Origin of the sequence: Novosphingobium sp. G106 (genome assembly GCF_019075875.1) — a bacterium.
Classification (GTDB): Bacteria; Pseudomonadota; Alphaproteobacteria; order Sphingomonadales; family Sphingomonadaceae; genus Novosphingobium.
Map to the genome: position 1 here is coordinate 1,945,724 of NZ_JAHOOZ010000001.1, position 19,812 is coordinate 1,965,535.

The window sequence follows — 19,812 nt, forward strand, 5'->3', positions numbered from 1 at the left end:
AAAAGGGCCGCCCCTCCATAGCCCAGCCACGATTGGAGTAAAGAATGAATACGACCTATTGCAATATCTCCATCAGCGGTTAGTGCAGCGATGCGTGCCCGGTGAGCGTCGCTGCCAGACACATTGGCCCGACGCGGATCGGGCAATTCAATTGGCGGGCGAACTCGATGCGAGCGCTGCGCTAAACCGAGAGCTGGATCGAAATGACAAGCAATCCCGACCCGCAATCCCTGAAAGATCTCGTCGCCAGCGAGCCGCAGCTTCTGGACGCGCATCTCGCTGCGCTCGATCCGGTACCGCTGCTGCTGGTCTACACCCATCTTTCCGGCGACGAGTCGCTGCTCGAGAAGTTTCGCCCGCACATCAAGGGCGCCTGGAGCTTCGAGGTCGACATCCCCCAAGCGCTTCAAGCCGAACTGCGCGAAAAGGCGATTGCGACGTTCAAGGACTACGCGGAGAATGATCGCCCGTTGCCGCCGGCGCCAGACGCCGACCGGCTGCAGCGCATGTGCGACACCGCTGTGGGCCAGCATGTCCCGTCTGAATACCTGCCGATGGTCGTCGAAGAGCTCAACTTCGCGAAGACCGACGCCAAGTCAGTCCAGTGGCGTAAATCGGTCCCGGAAGAGGTGCTGGAGCGGTACCACGTGCTGGTAATCGGTTCGGGCTATTCGGGGCTGGCGATGGCGATCAAGCTCAAGGAAGCGGGCATCCCGTTCACTGTCATCGAGAAGAACGACGATGTCGGCGGCACCTGGTACGAGAACACCTATCCGGGCGTCGCGGTCGACACCCCCAACCACTTCTATTCCTATTCCTTTCGCACCTCATCCGACTGGGACCACTATTTCGCGCAAGGCCCGGAGATCATCAGCTACATCCGCACCGTCTACCGGGAAGCGGACATCGCCGATCACATGCGCTTCGAGCAGGAAGTCGTGCGCGCGGTCTGGGACGAAGCTGGCCAGATCTGGGTCGTCACGATCCGCCGCAAGGACGGCAGTGTCTACGAGATGAAAGTCAACGTGCTGGTCAGCGGCACGGGCCTACTCAACCGGCCGTCGATTCCGCCGATCCCGGGCCTCGAGGACTTCAAGGGACCCAAGTTCCACTCGGCCCGCTGGGACCACTCCGTCGACCTGACGGGAAAGCGCGTCGTCCAGATCGGCACGGGCGCGAGCGGCATGCAGCTCGGCCCCCAGATCGCCCCCAAGGTTGGCCACCTGACCATCTTCCAGCGCTCACCGCATTGGGCCCGCAAGAACCCGCTGCTCTTCGCCGAAGTAAGTGAAGGCCTCAAATGGGGGCTCGAGCACGTCCCGTTCTACACGAAGTGGTGGCGCTTCCAGCTGCTTTACGCGACTTCGGACGGCATGCTGCCGCACCTGCGCCGGGACCCGAACTGGCCCGAGCCCGAGACATCGCTCAACGCCTTCAACAAGGACATCCGCGAACAGCTGATCTCCGAAATGCGCGCCGAACTGAACGGCGACGAGGAACTGCTCGCCAAGGTCACGCCGAGCTTCCCGCCTTATGGCAAGCGCATGCTGCGTGACAGCAAGTGGTTCTCCACGCTGACCCGCGACAATGTCGAGCTCGTTACGGGGACCGTGCAGAAGGTCACCTCGACCGGTGCGATCGACAAGGACGGCATCGAGCATCCGGCCGACGTCATCATTCTGGCGACGGGGTTCAAGGCCCAGACGCCGCTCTTCCCGATGGAGATCGTAGGTACCGACGGATCGCTGCGCGACAAATGGGGCGACGACGATCCGCGCGCCCATCTTGGGATCACCGTCCCTGACTTCCCCAACCTGTTCATCCTCTACGGTCCCGGCACCAACGGAGGCCACGGCGGCAGCGCGGTGTTCAATTCAGAGTGCCAGGTTCGCTACACGATGCTGGCCCTGCGTGAACTGATCGAGCGCGAGGCGACGAGCCTCGATGTTCGGCGCGAACCATTCGACGCCTACCAGGCCGAGTTCGATGCCGAGCATGAGCAGCTCGTCTGGTCGCATCCCGGCGTCACCAACTGGTATCGCAACAAGGCGGGCCGCGTCGTGACCAACAATCCCTGGCGGCTCTCGCGCTACCGCAACATGACCGCGAACTTCGACCCCGAGGAATACCACATCAAGACGGAGAAGGTGCCGGCATGAGCCTCGATTCCCTGCTCAGCCCGCGCTCGATCGCGGTCGTTGGCGCGTCGGACAATGCCAAGCGCATCGGCGGCGTGCCGGTGGACCTGCTGAAGCGCGCCGGCTTCGAGCGTCTCTATCCGGTTAACCCCAAGAATGAGACAGTTCAGGGCCTGACCGCGTACAAGGACATCGAGGACGTGCCCGAAGTGGTCGATCTCGTCGTGGTCGCGCTCTCGGCCGAGGCCACCCTCCCCTATCTCGAGCGCTGCCACGCGCTCGGTATTCCTGCCGCCATCGTTTTTGCCTCGGGCTATGCCGAGACAGGCGAGGCCGAAGGTGCCGCCAAACAGGCGGAACTGGTCGCATTCGCCGGGCGTACGGGCATGAAGGTTGCTGGCCCTAACTGCATGGGCAACGCCAATTTCTCGGACTCTATTTTCACCACTTTCGGCCAGTCGTTCCAGCCGGGCGAACCGGCAGGCAACACCGCGCTTGTTACCCAGAGTGGCAACATGTGCGCGACGGTGTTCCGCATTGCCCGGCGCGCAGGCGTAACTTTCAGCCAGGTGATCAACACGGGCAACGAGGCCAGTGTCGAGCTCAGCGACTACCTCGAATGGCTGGCGGACGATCCCAACACGACGTCGGCGCTTTGCTACATCGAAGAGCTCCGCGACGGGCCCAAGTTTCTCGCAGCCGCAGCCAAGTTCCGGGCCGCAGGAAAGTTGCTCGCAGTCTACAAGGTGGGAACGAGCGAGAAAGGCGCGGAAGCAACCCGCTCGCACACAGCCGCGCTCGCCGGAGACAGCGCCGCCTACGATGCTGCCTTCTCGCGTGCCGGCGTGGCACGCGCCGGCAAGTTATCGGAGCTCGCAGACCTCGCCTACCTGCACACCCTGGGAGACAAAATCGCGGGCAGCAATTGCGCGATCCTGTCGATCTCGGGGGCCGCGGGAGCAATTCTCGCAGACGCGCTGACGCTGGGCGGGGCAGAAGTGCCGACGTTACCTGCAGATGTACAGGCGGCTCTCACCGCGCAGATCCCCGGCCATTCGATGGTCTCGAACCCGATCGACATGACCGGCAACATGGTCAACTCGAACGACTTCCTCAGCGAATGCATTCGCCTGGCGCTCAGCCCCGATGATATCGACGTGCTGCTGCTCTATACCCCGGGCGCGTTCCTGACGGGCGCCCTCGACCAGGTCGAGGCCGCTGCGGCCGCGAGCAGCAAGGCGATCATCGTCATCGACACCTTCGCATTGGCCGATCAGACCCGGCTTGCAGAACACGGCATCGGCTACTTCGAAGATTTCGACCAGGCCGCCTGCGCCGTCGCGGCCTATGGCAAATGGAAGAGCGCGACAGGAAAGGTGACCGCCAATTTCGCGCCGACCGCCAGCTGGCCCGCCTTCCCCGCGGGTCGCAACGCATTATCCGAAACCGAAGGCAAAGAAGCGCTCGCCGCGTTCGGCGTGCCCGTCGTACATGACGCGCTGGTCCAAGGTGTCGAAGAGGCCCGCGCCGCCGCTGACAAGATCGGCTATCCCCTGGTGGCCAAGCTGGTCAGCCCCGACGTCGCGCACAAGACCGAGCATGGGCTCATCCGTCTTGGCCTGAGCGACGCCGATGCGGTGGCCCAAGCTTTCCGGCAGATGATGGCCAAGGCCCAGTCCATGTCCGGTGTCCATATCGAGGGCGTGACGCTCGAACCCATGCTCCAGGGCGGGGTCGAGATCCTCGCCGGCGTCACCCGTGATCCGGTTTTCGGCTGGATGCTCACGGTCGGCCTCGGCGGCGTCTGGACCGAGCTGATGCAGGACGCCTGCCATTCACTGCTGCCGGTGGATGCGAGCGAGGCAGCGGCGATGCTGCGAAGCCTGAAGGGCTTCAAGTTGCTCGACGGCTACCGCGGGGCCCCCAAGGCCGATGTCGCAGCGGCATCCCGGGCTATTGCCGCGCTGGGCCAGGCCGTTCTCGCGGGCGGTGAGCGCCTGCGCGAAGTGGAGATCAATCCGCTGCTGGTCCTTCCGCAAGGAAAAGGCGCCGTTGCGGTCGATGCGCTGGTGTTGCTGAATGCCGCAGCGGAAGAGGAGGAACTGGCATGAGCGACGACTTGGTGACCCCGCAGAAGGTCGACATCGTCTACGAGACCGAGGAACCCGTGCTCTATGAGGCCGCGGACGGCGTGGCCTTGATCACGATGAACCGGCCGCAGTTCAACAACGCCCAGAACGGGCAGATGACCTATGCGCTCGACGATGCTTTCCGCAGGGCCACGAACGACGACGCTGTGCGCTGCATCGTCCTCGCCGGCAACGGCAAGCATTTCTCGGCAGGCCACGACATCGGCACGCCGGGACGCGACCTGCATAAGGATTTCGACAACCGCCACCTGATCCCGGGCCACGTCAACAAGCCGGCGGCCGAACTGCTCTACACGCGCGAGCAGGAGCAGTACCTCGGCATGTGCCGCCGCTGGCGCGACATTCCCAAGCCGACCATTGCGATGGTGCAAGGTGCGTGCATCGCCGGCGGCCTGATGCTGGCCTGGGTCTGCGACCTGATCGTCGCGAGCGAGGACGCGTTCTTCCAGGACCCGGTGAACCCGTTGATGGGCATCCCCGGCGTCGAATACTTCGCCCACGCCTACGAACTGCCGCCACGCGTCGCGAAGGAGTTCCTGCTGCTGGGCGAGCGCATGAAAGCCCAGCGGGCCTGCGATTTCGGCATGGTCAACAAGGTGGTCCCGCGCGAGGAACTGCGCGCCGCGACCGAGGCCTGGGCGGCCAAGCTTGCCGGCCAGGGGCGTCTCGGCAACTGGCTGACCAAGCAGGCGGTCAACCACGTCGAGGAACTGCGCGGCAAGCGCGCGGCGATGGATGCAGTGTTCCACATGCATCATTTCGCCCATGCCCAGAACGATCTTGTCACCGGCAGTTCGATCGGCGGTGTGAGCGGCAAGGCTGCGGCGGCGGCGAACAAGAAGGCGGCTGGGGAGTGAACCTCGAATATACCGCCGAACAGCGCGCGTTCCGCCTGGAAGTGCGGGCGTGGATGGAAGCGAACGTCCCGAAGGAACGCCTGCCCTCGTTCGACCTGACGCGCGAAGGCTTCGAGGCGCACCGCGACTGGGAGCGTAAGCTGAGCGATGGCCGCTGGGGCATGGTCACTTGGCCCGAGGAACTGGGCGGCCGCGGGCTCGATCTGATCCGCTGGCTGATCTTCGAGGAGGAATATTACCGCGCCGAAGCGCCCGTGCGGGTAAACCAGAATGGCATCTTCCTGCTTGGCCCGACCATGATGGAATACGGAACCGAGGAGCAGAAGGCCCGCTTCCTGCCCCGCATGGCGGCTGGCGACGATATTTGGGCGCAGGCCTGGTCCGAGCCAGGCGCAGGCAGCGATCTTGCCGGAGTGCGATCGACCTGTACGCGTGATGGCGATCACTATGTGCTCAATGGCCAGAAGATCTGGTCGACCCGGGCCGTCTATGCCGACTGGGCCTTCGGCCTGTTCCGTGAGCCGGGCAGCGAGCGGCACAAGGGCATGAGCCTGATCCTGTTCCCGCTCGACGCGCCCGGGGTCACTCGCCGCCCAATCGAGCGGATGGACGGCGAGAAGGTCTTCGCCGAGATTTTCCTCGACAACGTGCGCGTCCCGGTAGCCGACCGGCTCGGCGGCGAAGGCGCAGGCTGGAAGGTCTGCATGGCGACCGCCGGCTTCGAGCGCGGGCTGCTGCTGCGCTCGCCGGCGCGCTACCAGCAGGCGGCCAAGCGGCTGATCGGCCTTTACGACCGCCACAAGAGCGAGTTGCCAGCCTCGATGGCGGAACGCGTTGCGCAAAGCTGGATGGACGCCGATGCCTATGCGCTGGCGATTTACGCGATGTGCTCACGCTTGGCCGCAGGCGGGACGATCGGGCCTGAAAGCTCGACCAACAAGATCTTCTGGTCCGAACTCGACATGTCGCTGTCGCAGACCGCGCTCGACATTCTGGGACCGCGCGCGGAACTGACCGAAGGCGATCCCGAACGCTGGCTCGACTACTACATCTTCGCGCTCGCCGGACCGATCTATGCCGGTTCGAACGAGATCCAACGCAACATCATCGCCGAGCGCATGCTCGGACTGCCGAAAGGCTGAGCGAAATGCATTTCGCCTTCACCGAAGACCAGGTCGCGATCACCGAAGCCGCGCGCGAGATGCTGGCCGAAAGCTGCACGCCCGCCGATCTTCGCCGACTGCTGGCGAGCGGCGAGGTGCGGGACAAGCATCGCTGGCAGACCATAGTCGACATGGGCCTGCTCGGCATCTGCGTGCCCGAGGACAAGGGCGGCCTTGGCCTCGGCTTGATCGACCTCATCAGTATCGCGGAGGCCGCCGGCTACGTCGCCCTCCCCGAACCGCTGATCGACCAAGCAGGGATCGTGGCACCGCTTCTCGCGGACCTCGATGACGACAAAGGCTGGCTGGAGCGCGTAATGGCTGGCGCCATCGTCGCCATCGGCCATCCCGCCAATCCCTTTATAACGGATGCGGACAGTGCCGAGGCTCTCCTGCTCGTTCACGGCGACGACCTTCATCTCGTTGAGCCAAGCGCTGTCACGCTTACACGCCTGGAAAGCTTCGATCCCCTGCGCCGCTTGTTCGAAGCGAAGTGGCAGCCTTCGGCCGCTACCCTCGTTGGCAAGGGTCGGGACGACGCAGCGCAGCGCGGTTCGGTCCTGGCTGGCGCTCAGATGCTCGGACTCGCCCAGCGCTGCGTCGACTTGGCCGTGGTTTATGCAAAGGACCGGCAGCAATTCGGCAAGCCGATCGGCTCCTACCAGGCGGTGAAGCACCTCATCGCTAACGCGCAGGTTAAGATCGAGTTCGCCCGACCTGTCGTTCAGGCCGCCGCGGCCGAACTGCCGCTCGGCAACCTCGCCGCCAAGGCCCGCGCCGCCCACGCTAAGCTCGCCGCGGCCGATGCCGCCGATCTGGCCGCACGCACCGCGGTGCAGGTCCACGGCGCCATGGGCATGACCTGGGAAGTCGACGTCCACTTCTTTCTCAAGCGCATCCTCGCTTTAAAAACCGCCTGGGGAACGGCGATGGAGCATCGCGCCAAGGTGATTGAACGGATGACCTCCGAACCAACCGGCCCAGCTTTCACCTTTGCTAGCGAGGGCGGCGGATAGCCCGACCCAAGGCTTCACCTGTCAAAACTGCTGAGCCCGACCTCGAATACCTGCACCCTACTTCCTATTGAGCATCGGAAAATCATGACAAACCAGGTCGCAGCCGCTCGGCTCGGACTTATCGGCATATGGTCCATGGAACTGCGCGACGGTGATCCGAGCGAGGTCGTGGACGCGGCAGCTGAACTTGATGAGCTTGGCTACGGAACGCTGTGGATTCCGGGCGCCATGGGGGGAGGCCTGCTCAGCGATACCAGTCGCCTGCTATCCGCGACGAGTAACGCAACCATTGCCACGGGCATTTTGAATATCTGGATGCATGACGCCCGCGAAGTCGCAGCTTGGTGGCGTGATCTGCCCGAGCACCATCGCTCGCGTTTCCTTTTGGGCCTAGGCGTCAGCCACGGCGCAACGATCGGTGACGCCTATCGCAAACCTCTAAGCGCCATGACCGAATATCTGGAGAACCTGTCGGGCGAAGGTTTTCCATCCGAGGACATCTGTCTTGCCGCCCTGGGACCCAAAATGCTCGAACTGGCGCGGGACAGAACTGCAGGCGCGCATCCTTACCTCGTAACCCCGGAACACACTGCCACAGCCCGCGCCGTGCTGGGAACAGGTCCATTCCTGGCGCCCGAACAGGGCGTCGTGCTGGAAAGCGATCCGCAGCGTGCCCGAGACATCGCGCGCCCTTTTGTCAAAGGCTATGGGCAGCTCGAAAATTACGCGAACAGTTGGCGGCGTCTGGGCTTTTCCGAGGAAGATATCGCCACCACGAGTGACCGGCTTGTCGACGCCCTATTCGCCTGGGGCGACGAGAACCGGATTGCCGAACGGATCAACGCCCATTTTGCCGCAGGTGCCGATCATGTCTGCCTTCAGGTCGTCGGCCCTCGTCCCGGCGTTGCCGACATCGGCGCTCTGCGACCCGCCTGGCGAAGCCTCGCGAAGGCCCTGATCTAACACGTTTGCTGCGGGCAAATCCGGCCGGCTGCTCGCAAAGCGTACCTCCTGTCAGGAATAGGCTGGGTCTTCCCACCACGGATAGTAGTCCGGCATGTCGGCCGAGACACGGTCGGAAAACGCGGGCGCTCGTTTTTCGAGAAAAGCAGCAACCCCTTCGGCGGCGTCTTTGCTACGCCCACGCGACAGGGTGCCGCGGCTCTCGACCCGGTGCGCATCCATCGGGTGGTTCATGCCGAGGCCCCGCCAGAGCATTTGCCGCGTCAATGCGACCGCGACCGGAGCAGTATTGTGGGCAATTTCCTGCGCGATGCGGCGCGCTTCTGGCAATAAATCCGCGAGCGGTACGACGGCGCTCACCAGACCTTCGCGTAACGCTTCCGCCGCAGGCACGAGCCGCCCCGTCAGGCACCATTCCAGCGACTTGGCTATGCCGACGACGCGCGGCAGGAACCATGACGAACCCACTTCGGGGACCATGCCGCGCCGGGCAAAAACGAAACCAAAGCGCGCCTCCTCGCTGGCAATTCGAATATCCATGGGCAAGATCATCGTCGCCCCCATGCCCACCGCGGCCCCATTGATCGCGGCGATAACGGGCTTGGTCATGGCATAAAGCCGGAGCGAAAAGACACCGCCCACCTCTCGTGCGGCCTCTGACCCGTAGTCCGCAGATCCATCCGCCGCGAATAGCGAGTCCGATCCGGGTCCCTTGAAGGTCTCGGCTCCCCGGGACATGTCTGCTCCCGCGCAGAATGCCCGGCCTTCGCCCGTGACAATCAGCACCCGGACATCGTCATCGGTATCTGCACGCTCGAGCGCGTCGCGCAGTTCCGAAATCATCGCGCCACTTATCGCATTGAGCTTGTCCGGCCGCGCAAGGGTCAGCAGCGCCACATGGTCGGCGACCTCGTAGCGAATGAAATTGTAACTCATGCCGCTCGCCCGCCTTGTCTCATCTTGAGGAATTTACCGCGATCGACTTTGCCTGAGGCCGTGCGCGGTAAGGGATCCGCGCTCAGGAGAACGGACCTTGGCACCTTGTAGATCGCGAGATGTTCGCGGCAGTGCGCCTTGATGTCGTCTTCGGTCACGGTGGCTTGTGGGGAGACCACCACGGTCGCGACCAATCGCTCGCCGAGCCGAACATCGCTCTCGCCATAGGCAATGCAGTCGCGGACGGCCGGATGGTCTGCGAGGACTCGCTCGACCTCGGCGCAGTAAATGTTCTCGCCCCCGGAGATGATCATGTTCTTCTTGCGATCGACAATCGTGAATATGCCCTGGGCGTCGACGGTCGCGACATCGCCTGATGCGAGCCAGCCATCCTGCAAGGTCTCGGAGGTGGACTTGGCATCACCGACATATTCGCTCATCAGCCCGGCGCTGCTGACCCACAACTCTCCCGCCTCGCCTATGGCGGCTTCGCTGCCGTCGTCTCGGCGCACGCTGGCATGTATTGTCGGTGCCGCCCATCCGCACGATGCCGGATTGTCCAGATAAGCCCGGCCACTGATCGAACATGTCCAGGCAGTCGTCTCGGTCTGACCGTAGGTATTGGACAGCAGGCAATTGGGCATGCGCGCGCGAATCTCTTCTAGCAGGGTCGGATTCAGCGCGGCTGCCCCGTTTGCCATATAGGCGACCTTGCCCAGCATCTCGGGCGTCGCACGGGGAGATCGCAGCATGTCCCAAAGCATGGCGGGAACGAACGAGAGCCGGCTCATCCCCACGTTCTCGATGGTGTCGAAAGCGATATCGACATTCCACTTGCTCATGATGTGGATTGTCGTTCCAAGACTAATCGCCCGAAAGATCGGCATGATCCCTGACAGATGGAACATCGGACCCAGGATCACCGCCGGCGTTGCCATGGATCGGCGTTCAGCCGGAAGGACTACGCCGGTCTCTTCCTCGTAGCGTGCGTCTTGCACAAGCCCCATGAAACAGGCGATCGACACGGAGTGAGCGAGGGCCCCATGGCTCAGGAGGGCGCCTTTAGGAAAGCCGGTGGTTCCCGAGGTGAACAGGATGATCCCGCCATCCTCGGGGGGCGCGTTCGTCTGGCTCGAATGCAAGTTCCTGGCGCGGAGCGCTCAGGAGACCAAAGTCTGCATCCTTTCCGGAACGCAACGACCCCGCGTCTGCGCCGACCACGATACGCGGCCAGACGGGATCGGGCAGTTCACCGGTAAGGATGCGGTCCCGCTCTGCGTCGAGGATCGCGAGTTTGCAGTCGGCTGTCGCAACTGCCCGGACCATTTCCTCGCCCACGCCTCGACTATTCACCAATGCGGCCACGCCGCCCACGGCGGTGATCGCCAAGACGCTCACAATCCATTCGGCACGATTGCCCATGACAACAGCGACGCGGTCGCCGGGCGCTACGCCAAATCGGTTCCGCAGGGCGTCCGCCAAAGCTGCGGCCTGGGCAAAGACTTCGGCATAGGTCCAGCGCAAATCGTCCTGAACGACCATCAGCCGCTCGCCGAATGCCATCCCCTGCCGATAAAGTCCGGCGAGGTTGCGCGCCGCACCCTCGAACACCTGCTGCGGGTGCCCGGCCACCTCGACCGTCACGAGCGAATGAGAACCTCCCGGACCAAGCATCCGCTCCGCCAGCGGGTCGCGTATATTCGGGCGCTGCATCGTCTCCGCAATGCCCCCCGAACTTCTCAAATGCTCAGACATTGCACACTCCCAGAACACCGCACTGTTGCCCGCGCTTCCAGAGCGCATCGGCTCGACGGGCCATCCAACTCTGCCAATTGATGTCTCCAAGCCGACAGTCGCACGAGACATTCTTCGCCGATGCCCTTATGCAATGCAAACGATGCATTTTGAAGCGGAGAAACAGCTTGTCGGCGGATTACCAGGTTAGCCAGGGACGAAAAGTTTCGCCGCGCGCAGAATGGCGAGGCAACTGGACAGTCGTCCTGGCAGCCTTCGCTGGTGTCGCCGCGTCGACCATCATTTCCTATTCCAGCAGCCTGTTCATCGAGCCGCTTCAGAACGAGTTCGGCTGGACGCGGGCACAGGCCATGTCCGGTCAGGCAATTGCATCGATTGCCGGGGTAATATGTGCTCCGTTCACCGGACTGCTTGTCGACAGGTTCGGGCCTCGCCGGCTCGGGATTGCCGCAGTCATTTCCATCTGCGCAGCGACGGCAATGCTCGGCTTGACCGGGCCGAGCCTGTGGATGTGGCGCGCGCTGTGGCTACCGGTCGCCTTTGGAATTGTCCTGATCCAGCCTTCGGTGTGGACTGCGGCCGTGACCAGTCTGTTCGTTACCGGCCGCGGATTGGCGCTTGCCGTCACGCTTTGCGGTTCAAGCGTTGCGGCAATCATCATCCCGCCCCTGACGTATTTCCTCATCGAAACCTATGGCTGGCGGTTGGCCTGGGCCGGTCTGGCGGGGTTCTGGGTCTTGGCGGCGCTGCCCCCCGATCTGGTTCTTCTTCACGAGCGCAAAAGACCGCCAGCGTCGGTCGCAATCGGCGAGTCACGAACCGGCTGCGCCGTCTCGTGCCACACTTCGGCAAAGCGGCATGCTGACGCGCCGCTTTCCTCAATTGCTGGTGGCGGGAGTCTGTGTTGCTGGCGTCGTCGTCACGCTCGCTGTCAGCCTCGTTCCGGTTCTATCTTCCAATGGCCTATCCCGCGCCGAGGCTGCCGGCATTGCTTCGCTCCTGGGCCTGTCATCCATTGCGGGGCGACTGACGATCGGGATGCTTCTTGACCGAATGAGCGGACGCTTCCTTGCTGCCTTTTGCGTAACATTGCCAATCGTCGGCATCCTGATTCTGATCCGTTATCCCGGATCGCCATTGGCCGCCTCTCTCGCCGTACTGATTCTGGGACTGTCGCTCGGCGCGGAATTGGACCTGATGGCTTACCTGACTTCGCGATACTTCAAGATCGCGAACTTCGGTTTGCTCTTCGGGACGATCGGCGGGTTTATCGGCCTTGCCGGTGGCAACGGGCCTATCCTGCTGAACGCGAGCTTCGATGCGACCGGCTCGTACACGCTTGCTCTTTGGACCTCGATCCGATCTGCCTGGTCTCGGCAACTCTGTTTCTGTTGCTCGGGCCTTACCCCGATCCGGAACCGGATGCTGTGATTTGAACGTAGAAGCGTCGACCACTCGCCCCGCAGGCCAGAGCGTGTGCCGGCTTTCTCCGGATTTGCAACTAAACGGACAAGGGGATTGGCGATTTTGTGTGACTTCACAAATTGCAAAGAGAGGCTAGCCACCGCTAATGCTCGCCGCTATGTGCATTAATATCGGGCCTTTGGCCAATGACCGCGAGCCGAGCAGAAATTGCACGCGGAGAGGTTTCGGCATCCAGCCCCCGTTTAGGAGATTTTCGCGATGACGCAGGTCATGAAGGGTATCCGGGTCCTCGAGGTGGCGCAGTTCACCTTCGTACCCGCCGCAGGCGCAGTGCTCGCTGATTGGGGCGCGGACGTCATCAAGATCGAGCATCCGATCCGCGGCGACACCCAGCGCGGCTTCATCAATTCGTTCGGCAAGAAGATCAATCCGATGCGAAACGGCATGATCGAACATCCCAATCGCGGCAAGCGCAGCGTCGGAGTCGACATCTCAACCGAGCAGGGTCAGGAGCTGATCTACGAGATCGCCAGAACCGCCGATGTCTTCCTGACCAATTACCTTCCTTCTGCGCGCCGGAAGTTGAAGATCGATCTTGAGCATATTCGCGCGGCCAACCCCAACATCATCTATGCCCGCGGCTCGGCTTTTGGCGACAAAGGGCCAGAGCGCGAGGCCGGAGGGTTCGATAACACGGCGTTCTGGACGCGAAGCGGCGTCGCCTATGCGATGACTCCAGAGGAGCTCGGCGGAGCCTTCATGCAGCCAATTGGCGCATTCGGCGATTCCATGGGCGGCATGAACATTGCGGGAGGTATTTCCGCCGCATTGTTTCACCGCGAAAGGACGGGCGAGGCTACCGAAATCGACGTGTCATTGCTCAGCACCGGCTGGTGGGCATGCGGTTCAGCGATCGATCAGGCGATCGAAGCCGGCAGCGTTTCGCGTGCGTCCATGCCCATGTCCGGCTCAGGCGCCGGCAACCCGTTCCTGGGCAATTTCCGCACTTCGGATGGCGGAACGATCAATCTGTGCACGCTGACCCCTGGTCCCTACGCGAGGGACCTCTTCGCGCACATGGGCATGCCGGCGCTGGCGGAAGATCCCCGCTTCGACAGTGCCGAGAATTTGATGACGAACTGGAAGGAAGCCAGCGATTTGATTGCCGCCGCATTCGCGGGCCAGACGTTCGACTACTGGCGCAACCATCTTCGCACCTACTCGGGCCAATGGGCGCCGGTGCAGAGCTTCCTCGACCTTGCTACGGACGAGCAGGCACTCGCGAACGACATGATCTTTGAAGTGGAAGCCTGCGACGGAGGCGCTCCGATCAAGCTGGTGCGCAACCCCGTCCAGTTCAATCACGAAGCGGTAGCATCGACCCGCGCGCCCCAGGCTTCGGAACACACGGAGACGTTCCTGATGGAACTTGGCCTCGAATGGGACCGGATTGAAACCTTGAAGGCAGCCGGTGTGATCGCCTGACCCCAAAGTCCAAAGGGACAAACGAACGCATGGCCCGTTTCCAGTATACCATTCTTTCGCGTGCCGTTCCCGGGCGGGAAGAGGAGTTCGTCGCCTGGTATCGCGAACGCCACCTGGCCGACGTTTGCCGTATGCCCGGCGTCGTCAGCGGCCGGTTGTTTCGCATGGATTTCCAGCGCGTCTATGAGTTGGACGAGGCGCCCCAGTGGACCTTGATGACGATCTACGAACTCGAGGGTGAGGATCCTGCTTCGATCATCGATTCAATCCGCGCTGCTTCGGGATCGGATGCCATGCCTGCGAACGACGCGCTGACAAAGGCTGGAATGATCCAAGCGGCCGGCCACCTCATCGCCTCGGAAGAGGGGCTCGGCGGTCAAAATGGCGTCGCAGATGCAACGCTTAGACTTCCGGCGCGAGAAATTCCCGCGCCTTCATTTCTAAGCGACCATGCTCGCGCCTATTTGAAGCCGCAGCGCGCTGCCGCGCCCTATCCTGCACTCGGCGACGCGGACGGATGGCGCGCCTATGTCGCAGCGAGAGACGAGGCCGTCCTTCCCATGTTGCAGGGGATCAGTACCCAGGTTCAGGCAAAGGTGGAAGAACGGGACGCCAATGGCGCGCGCATCTTCGACATCATCCCCCCTATGGTGTCGCCCGGCAGCCGAGGAATCGTGCTCGATATCCATGGCGGGGCGCTCATCCTTTGTGGCGGTGAGCTCTGCCGCATCATGGGCACGAATTCGGCGATGCGATTGCAGCGGCGGGTCTGGTCCGTCGATTATCGGATGCCTCCGGATCATCCGTACCCGGCAGCGCTAGACGATTGCATGGCAGCCTATCGGACGTTGCTACGCGAACGGGCACCGGAGGAAATCATCGTCAGCGGCGGGTCTGCGGGCGGGAATCTTGCGGCCGCGCTGATGTTGCGCGCACGAGACGAGGGCCTTCCCCTGCCCGCCGGCCTCATTCTGGGCACGCCCGAGATCGACCTCACCGAGTCCGGTGACAGTTTCAACACCAACGATGGCATCGATCCTGGCCTGCGCCGGCTGATGCCGGTGAATTTGCTCTACGCAAACGGTCATAACCTGGCGGATCCCTATCTTTCGCCGCTGTTCGGCGACTTCACCAAAGGCTTCCCGCCGACGATCCTGACGACGGGAACGCGCGACCTCTATTTGTCGAATACGGTCAGGATGCACCGCGCTTTGAGGGCGGCCGACATTCCGGCAACGCTACACGTCACCGAAGCTGGCCCTCACACCGGTTTTCCGGGCGGACCGGAAGGCGCCGAGATCGACCGGGAAATTCGGAATTTTATCCAGACAGTCCTGCGCGAGGGCTAGCCATTCCAAAGTGGCCCCAAAGAACTGTTGCGGGCCGCATAATGCAAGGACCAAGACCATGACCGCAGCTCCAGCCAGCTCTGAAAAGTTGGTCCGCTACGAAGACCCCGCACCCGGGGTCGCGCGCGTCGTCCTCGCTCGCGCGGACAAGCACAATTCGCTCAATCCCGCGCTGATCTTCCAGATCAACGAAGCCTTCGACCGCGCCCTGCGCGACGACAGCGTCAAGGTGATCATCCTTGCCGCAGACGGCCGTAACTTCTCGGCCGGGCACGACATCGCTGACACGGTCGAAGAGTATCAGCAGGCCATGCAGGACTCGAGCCCCGGCGTCTCGACCTGGAGCGGTTTCAAGGAGCCTGGCGCGCATGGCTGGTATGCGGCGGAGAAGGAAGGCTATCTCGAGAGCGCTCGGCGCATCCGCAACAATTCGAAGCCGACGATTTGCGCGGTACAAGGCAAGTGCATCGCGGGTGCACTCATCTATGCCTGGGTCTGCGACATCATCATCGCGGCCGACAATGCGCTGTTCTCCGATCCGGTGGTGAACTTCGGCGTCTCGGGCGTCGAATGGCTGGCGCATCCTTGGGAACTGGGCGCGCGCAAGGCCAAGGAGTTCCTGTTCACCGCCGATGCCTGGGACGCGGAGGAAGCGCATAGGCTCGGCATGGTCAACCACGTCGTCCCGCTCGATGAACTGGAAAGCTTTACCCTCGCCATGGCGCAGAAAATCGCCGCCAAGCCGGCTTTCGCGCTCAAGCTGGCCAAGGAAGCGGTCAACAAGACGCTCGACATCCAGGGTCAGATGAACGCGATCGACCAGGCCTTCTCGCTGCACCACCTCTGCCACCAGCAGAACTTCCGCCTGTTCGGTTACGGCATGGACACCTCGAACTTGCCGGCCATGGCGAGCGCCCCGAAGAAGACGGACTAGAGAATCAGCCGCTGCGGCGCTGAGGAGTACCCAGTTTCAAATTATATGCAGCAAGGGCGGGACCTCGCCGCCGCCCAATCGTTCGCTCAAGTAAGGAACAGCCGATGCACACCGAAATTCAGATTCTGGCACTCGGTGCATTGTTGCTGCTCGTACACGTTTTCGCGGCGGCAATCGTGAAGACACGCCAATATGGCTCGGGCTGGAACATGGGCGCGCGCGATGAGACCCTACCGCCCATGGAACCGCTGCCCGGGCGTTTGGTGCGCGCTCAGGCGAACTTTCTCGAGACCTTTCCCATCGCGATAGTAGCATTGATCGGCGTCGTCGTTGCCGGCCGGACAAGCCAACTCACCGAAATTGGCGGCTGGGTGTGGCTGGCTGCCCGGGTGATCTACCTACCGCTTTACGCGCGCGGCATTCCGAAGATCAGAACAGTCGTCTTTCTCGTCAGCCTTGTCGGCCTTGGTCTGGTTCTCTTCCCGCTGCTGGGCCTTTACGCCCTGCGATAGCGAGCCCATTACGCGCGGCGGCCGCTGTTGCAGGAGCGCTCTGTTTGGAGGTTGCTGAAACTCTCGATGGCGCGATGGTCCCGCCCATGCCTCGGTCAGGTTGTTATCCTACTCGGCACCGCTCCATCGCCTCTCGCGCCAGGGCAGCGAGCCGGGGAAAGGCAGCCGCGCGGTCACTGGCGTGAGCCGAGGAGGCCGTGCCTCGCAGGACGCGGCCTTTGATCCCGTGGAAGATCGCCGCGAGGCGAAAGAAGTTGAACGCCAGGTAGAAGTTCCAGTTCTCGATATGGCGCCGGCCGGTGCGCCGGCAGTAGGCGTCGACAAATTCGGCCTCGTTTGGCAGTCCAAGGGCGGCGGGATCCATTCCCCCTAGCCCCGCCACTATGTCGGGGGGGCATCCGATACATCATCGCGTGATAGGCAAAATCAGCAAGGGGATGGCCCAGCGTAGAGAGCTCCCAGTCGAGGACAGCCAGAACGCGAGGCTCGGTGGGATGGAAGATCATGTTGTCGCAGCGAAAATCGCCGTGGACGACGCGGCTTTCATCGCCGCCTGGGATGTTGCCCGGCAGCCATCCGATCAGCGCATCCATGTCGTCGTTACGTCCGGCAAGCTCGTCTGCCAGATATTGTCGCGACCAACGGGCGATCTGACGGGCGAAGTAGTTGCCCGGTTTGCCGTAGTCGCCGAGGCCTATGCCTTGCGGATCGTAGCTGTGGAGCAGCGCTATGGTCTCATTCATCGCATCGAAGTAGCGCCGCCGTTCCTCGCAGGCGACCTCGGGAAATGCCGCGTTCCAGAAGATGCGGCCTTCGACCATTTCCATGACGAAGAACCATGTGCCAATGACCGCATCATCGGCGCACAGGCCATATACCTTAGCGACCGGAAAGCCCGCAGCACCGAGCTTTGAAAGCACGAGCGCTTCGCGGTCGACGGCGTGAGCGCCGGGCAGGAGCTCGCCGGGCGGCTTGCGACGCAGGACGTATTTCCGCGCGGGCGTGATCAGCTGGTAGGTCGGGTTCGATTGACCGCCCTTGAATTGGCGGACTTCCAGCGGGCCCTGGTAACCCTCGACATTGACTGCCATCCACGTCGCCAGCGCGGCCTCGTCGAAGCCGTAGCCCTCGCGGACCGGATCGGTGCCCGAATTGGCAGCGGTCAGATCGCTCATTGCGCCAAGTGTCCTTGGCCCTGCTTCCAGTCGCGCTTGATCTTCTTGGCGAGGCTCCATTTGTGGACCTCGGTCGGGCCATCGTAGATGCGAAACGCGCGGATCTCGCGGTAGACCTGCTCGACGATCGTCTTGTCGGTGACGCCGAGCCCGCCCATGACCTGGACGCAGCGATCGGCGATGCGCTGCAAGGCCTCGCTGACCGCAACCTTGGCCATCGAGCTTTCCGCCGTGCCGAGCGAGCCCGTGTCTAGAACGCCCGCGCACCAGTCGATCATCAGCTCGCATTGCTTCAATTCGATCAGGTTCTCTGCGAGCATGAAGCCGACCCCTTCGTGGTCGATCAGCGGCTTGCCGAAGGCCTCGCGGCGGCAGGCATAGTCGGTGGCGATCTCCTGCGCGCGGATGCAGCAACCGAGCCAGCGCATGCAGTGCGACAGGCGCGCAGGGGAGAGGCGCACCTGGGCATATTTGAATCCTTCGCCGGCCTCGCCCAGCATCTGGTCGGCGGGCACGCGCAGGCCGTCAATCGTCAGCGTGGCGTGGCCGCCGGGCATCGAGTTGTCGATCGTGTTCGGGATGCTTTCGATGCGGATTGCCGGATCGGGTAGATCGACCAGGAACATGCAGGCGCCCTCCTCGGCTTTCGCCATGACGATGCCGACCTTGGCGCCGAGGAAGCCGGTGATGAAGGTTTTGCGCCCCTCGACTAGCCAGTAGTTGCCGTCGCGGCGGCACGTGGTCTTCATCATCGACGGGTCGGACCCTGCGCCCTGCCAGTCGGCCGGCTCAGTCATCAGGAAGGCCGAACGGGCGCGGCCTTCGACCAAAGGCTTCAGGAACTTCTCCTGGATCGCGGGACTGCCGACCTTGCCGAGCAGGTACATGTTGCCTTCGTCGGGAGCGTTGGTGTTGCAGGCGAGCGGCCCCAGCGGGGACAGGCCCGAGCGGATCAACACGATCGCGGTCTCGCGCTGGCTCAGGTGGCCGCCGCCCGCCAGGATATGCGGGCTGAGCACGCCGGCGGCGCGGGCCTTCTCCTTCATCTCGAAGACCAGCGCGTCGGTCGGCGCCCCGTGATGGTCGCGGCGCGGATCCTGCTCGTAGGGCACGACAACTTCACGGACGAAAGCCTCGACCTTGTCGGCAATTTCCATGGCACGCTGCGTCATAGGGCCAAAGTTCTCACAAGGATTGTCCATCGTCGATAGTGATGACCGAGCCCGTCATCGCGGACGAGGCGTCGGAGCAGAGGTGGAGCACCATCGCGTCGAGAGATTCGATCGGTTGCAGGCGCTTGCGCGGGAAGCTGGCGATCTGCGCCTTGCCGCCCTCGCTGGCGAACCATTCGCCCGCCATCTCGGTCAGGATGAAACCGGGCTGGATGACGTTGACGTTGATCCCGCTACGCAGCCATTCGCCCGCGAGGTTGCGCCCGAGGCTCGCCACCGCCGCCTTGCTCGCGCAATACATGACCTCGCCTTTGATCGGCGCTTCGGCACCGAACGAGCCAATGAAGAGGATGCGCCCCTTACCAGTTTCTCGGCTACCGGAGGCGATGAGGCGCTTGGCACCTTCGCGCGCTGTCAGGAAGGCGCCGAGGACATTGGTATCGAGGATGCCGGCCAGGGCCTCAGCGCCAATTTCGATCGAGCGGCCAGGCGACGATACTCCGGCATTGGCGATTATCGTGTCGATGGTACCGAGCGCGGCCTCTGCCGCATCATAGCCTGCGCGGACCGAGGCCTCGTCGGTAACGTCCATCGCGATCGCGACTGCTTCGCCCCCCACCGCGCGCAGTTCCTCCGCCAGCTCTTTTACGCGCTCTTTGCGACGCGCCGCGAGAGCCACCCGCGCGCCTGCGCGCGACGCGAGCCGGGCGAAGTGCGCGCCAAAGCCCGAGGAGGCTCCGGTGATGAGTACCGCGCGCCCGGAGAGTTCGTTCATCGATTTT

The 19,812-nt window shown here is 63.1% G+C and carries 15 protein-coding genes and 2 pseudogenes; 11 read left to right on the plus strand and 6 right to left on the minus strand.

Annotated features, from left to right (window positions below; translation table 11 throughout):
- Positions 1-203: 203 nt before the first annotated feature.
- The 6 genes from KRR38_RS09350 to KRR38_RS09375 all read left to right on the plus strand — a co-directional run bounded on the left by KRR38_RS09350 (position 204) and on the right by KRR38_RS09375 (position 8,287).
- Positions 204-2,159, plus strand: coding sequence for an NAD(P)/FAD-dependent oxidoreductase (locus KRR38_RS09350; protein ID WP_217400837.1), 1,956 nt, complete (start codon positions 204-206; stop codon positions 2,157-2,159).
- Entirely contained in the window at positions 2,156-4,249 is a 2,094-nt protein-coding gene (locus KRR38_RS09355; protein ID WP_217400839.1) for an acetate--CoA ligase family protein, read from the plus strand. Before KRR38_RS09350 ends, KRR38_RS09355 begins: the two co-directional genes overlap by 4 nt.
- Positions 4,246-5,145: an enoyl-CoA hydratase gene (locus KRR38_RS09360; RefSeq protein ID WP_217400841.1), complete on the plus strand. Its 900-nt coding sequence runs from the start codon at positions 4,246-4,248 to the stop codon at positions 5,143-5,145. The genes KRR38_RS09355 and KRR38_RS09360 overlap by 4 nt, the downstream gene beginning before the upstream one ends.
- Positions 5,142-6,287 (plus strand): acyl-CoA dehydrogenase family protein, encoded by a 1,146-nt coding sequence (locus KRR38_RS09365; protein WP_217400843.1) that lies wholly within the window; start codon positions 5,142-5,144, stop codon positions 6,285-6,287. The genes KRR38_RS09360 and KRR38_RS09365 overlap by 4 nt, the downstream gene beginning before the upstream one ends.
- 5 nt (positions 6,288-6,292) lie before the next feature.
- The gene (locus KRR38_RS09370; protein ID WP_217400845.1) at positions 6,293-7,324 is read left to right on the plus strand and encodes an acyl-CoA dehydrogenase; all 1,032 of its coding nucleotides are present in this window, start codon (positions 6,293-6,295) and stop codon (positions 7,322-7,324) included.
- Positions 7,325-7,408: 84 nt separating this feature from the next.
- The gene (locus tag KRR38_RS09375) at positions 7,409-8,287 is read left to right on the plus strand and encodes an LLM class F420-dependent oxidoreductase (protein ID WP_217400847.1); all 879 of its coding nucleotides are present in this window, start codon (positions 7,409-7,411) and stop codon (positions 8,285-8,287) included.
- A 51-nt stretch (positions 8,288-8,338) separates the two neighbouring features.
- Here the strand turns inward: KRR38_RS09375 and KRR38_RS09380 are convergent, their stop codons facing one another.
- Genes KRR38_RS09380 through KRR38_RS09390 form a run of 3 tightly spaced genes read right to left on the minus strand, consistent with a single transcriptional unit; the run spans position 8,339 to position 10,936 of the window.
- The gene (locus tag KRR38_RS09380) at positions 8,339-9,223 is read right to left on the minus strand and encodes a crotonase/enoyl-CoA hydratase family protein (protein ID WP_217400849.1); all 885 of its coding nucleotides are present in this window, start codon (positions 9,221-9,223) and stop codon (positions 8,339-8,341) included.
- Positions 9,220-10,365 carry a class I adenylate-forming enzyme family protein gene (locus KRR38_RS09385; protein WP_217400851.1) on the minus strand — a complete coding sequence of 382 codons (1,146 nt, stop codon included), beginning with the start codon at positions 10,363-10,365 and terminating at the stop codon, positions 9,220-9,222. Before KRR38_RS09385 ends, KRR38_RS09380 begins: the two co-directional genes overlap by 4 nt.
- Entirely contained in the window at positions 10,286-10,936 is a 651-nt protein-coding gene (locus KRR38_RS09390) for an AMP-binding protein (RefSeq protein ID WP_254514716.1), read from the minus strand. Before KRR38_RS09390 ends, KRR38_RS09385 begins: the two co-directional genes overlap by 80 nt.
- A 170-nt stretch (positions 10,937-11,106) precedes the next feature.
- Here KRR38_RS09390 and KRR38_RS37725 point away from each other — a divergent pair.
- The 5 genes and pseudogenes from KRR38_RS37725 (at position 11,107) to KRR38_RS09420 (ending at position 16,683) form a co-directional block, all read left to right on the plus strand.
- Positions 11,107-12,409 (plus strand): annotated as a pseudogene (locus KRR38_RS37725) (MFS transporter).
- 252 nt (positions 12,410-12,661) lie between these two features.
- Positions 12,662-13,888, plus strand: a complete 1,227-nt coding sequence (locus KRR38_RS09405) for a CaiB/BaiF CoA-transferase family protein (protein WP_217400857.1) — start codon at positions 12,662-12,664, stop codon at positions 13,886-13,888.
- A 29-nt stretch (positions 13,889-13,917) separates the two neighbouring features.
- Entirely contained in the window at positions 13,918-15,237 is a 1,320-nt protein-coding gene (locus KRR38_RS09410; protein ID WP_254514719.1) for an alpha/beta hydrolase, read from the plus strand.
- Positions 15,238-15,295: 58 nt separating this feature from the next.
- Complete coding sequence (locus tag KRR38_RS09415) at positions 15,296-16,171, plus strand: enoyl-CoA hydratase (RefSeq protein ID WP_217400859.1); 876 nt, start codon at positions 15,296-15,298, stop codon at positions 16,169-16,171.
- Positions 16,172-16,275: 104 nt separating this feature from the next.
- Positions 16,276-16,683 carry an MAPEG family protein gene (locus KRR38_RS09420; protein ID WP_217400861.1) on the plus strand — a complete coding sequence of 136 codons (408 nt, stop codon included), beginning with the start codon at positions 16,276-16,278 and terminating at the stop codon, positions 16,681-16,683.
- A gap of 103 nt (positions 16,684-16,786) precedes the next feature.
- Here the strand turns inward: KRR38_RS09420 and KRR38_RS09425 are convergent.
- The 3 genes and pseudogenes from KRR38_RS09425 to KRR38_RS09435 form a co-directional block, all read right to left on the minus strand.
- Positions 16,787-17,858 (minus strand): annotated as a pseudogene (locus KRR38_RS09425) (phosphotransferase).
- A complete protein-coding gene (locus KRR38_RS09430; RefSeq protein ID WP_217400863.1) occupies positions 17,855-19,030 on the minus strand; it encodes an acyl-CoA dehydrogenase family protein in 1,176 nt (391 codons plus the stop codon). The pseudogene KRR38_RS09425 and the gene KRR38_RS09430 overlap by 4 nt, the downstream one beginning before the upstream one ends.
- 13 nt (positions 19,031-19,043) lie before the next feature.
- A complete protein-coding gene (locus KRR38_RS09435; protein ID WP_217400865.1) occupies positions 19,044-19,805 on the minus strand; it encodes an SDR family NAD(P)-dependent oxidoreductase in 762 nt (253 codons plus the stop codon).
- Between the last annotated feature and the right edge of the window lie 7 nt (positions 19,806-19,812).

What these genes read in the sequence shown, in the direction of transcription:
- KRR38_RS09420 (WP_217400861.1), top strand. Translation starts at nt 16,276, where the DNA reads ATGCACACCGAAATTCAGATTCTGGCACTCGGTGCATTGTTGCTGCTC.
- KRR38_RS09390 (WP_254514716.1), bottom strand. Translation starts at nt 10,936, where the DNA reads ATGCAGCGCCCGAATATACGCGACCCGCTGGCGGAGCGGATGCTTGGT.
- KRR38_RS09410 (WP_254514719.1), top strand. Translation starts at nt 13,918, where the DNA reads ATGGCCCGTTTCCAGTATACCATTCTTTCGCGTGCCGTTCCCGGGCGG.
- KRR38_RS09435 (WP_217400865.1), bottom strand. Translation starts at nt 19,805, where the DNA reads ATGAACGAACTCTCCGGGCGCGCGGTACTCATCACCGGAGCCTCCTCG.
- KRR38_RS09380 (WP_217400849.1), bottom strand. Translation starts at nt 9,223, where the DNA reads ATGAGTTACAATTTCATTCGCTACGAGGTCGCCGACCATGTGGCGCTG.
- KRR38_RS09405 (WP_217400857.1), top strand. Translation starts at nt 12,662, where the DNA reads ATGACGCAGGTCATGAAGGGTATCCGGGTCCTCGAGGTGGCGCAGTTC.
- KRR38_RS09415 (WP_217400859.1), top strand. Translation starts at nt 15,296, where the DNA reads ATGACCGCAGCTCCAGCCAGCTCTGAAAAGTTGGTCCGCTACGAAGAC.
- KRR38_RS09370 (WP_217400845.1), top strand. Translation starts at nt 6,293, where the DNA reads ATGCATTTCGCCTTCACCGAAGACCAGGTCGCGATCACCGAAGCCGCG.
- KRR38_RS09375 (WP_217400847.1), top strand. Translation starts at nt 7,409, where the DNA reads ATGACAAACCAGGTCGCAGCCGCTCGGCTCGGACTTATCGGCATATGG.
- KRR38_RS09350 (WP_217400837.1), top strand. Translation starts at nt 204, where the DNA reads ATGACAAGCAATCCCGACCCGCAATCCCTGAAAGATCTCGTCGCCAGC.
- KRR38_RS09430 (WP_217400863.1), bottom strand. Translation starts at nt 19,030, where the DNA reads ATGACGCAGCGTGCCATGGAAATTGCCGACAAGGTCGAGGCTTTCGTC.
- KRR38_RS09360 (WP_217400841.1), top strand. Translation starts at nt 4,246, where the DNA reads ATGAGCGACGACTTGGTGACCCCGCAGAAGGTCGACATCGTCTACGAG.
- KRR38_RS09355 (WP_217400839.1), top strand. Translation starts at nt 2,156, where the DNA reads ATGAGCCTCGATTCCCTGCTCAGCCCGCGCTCGATCGCGGTCGTTGGC.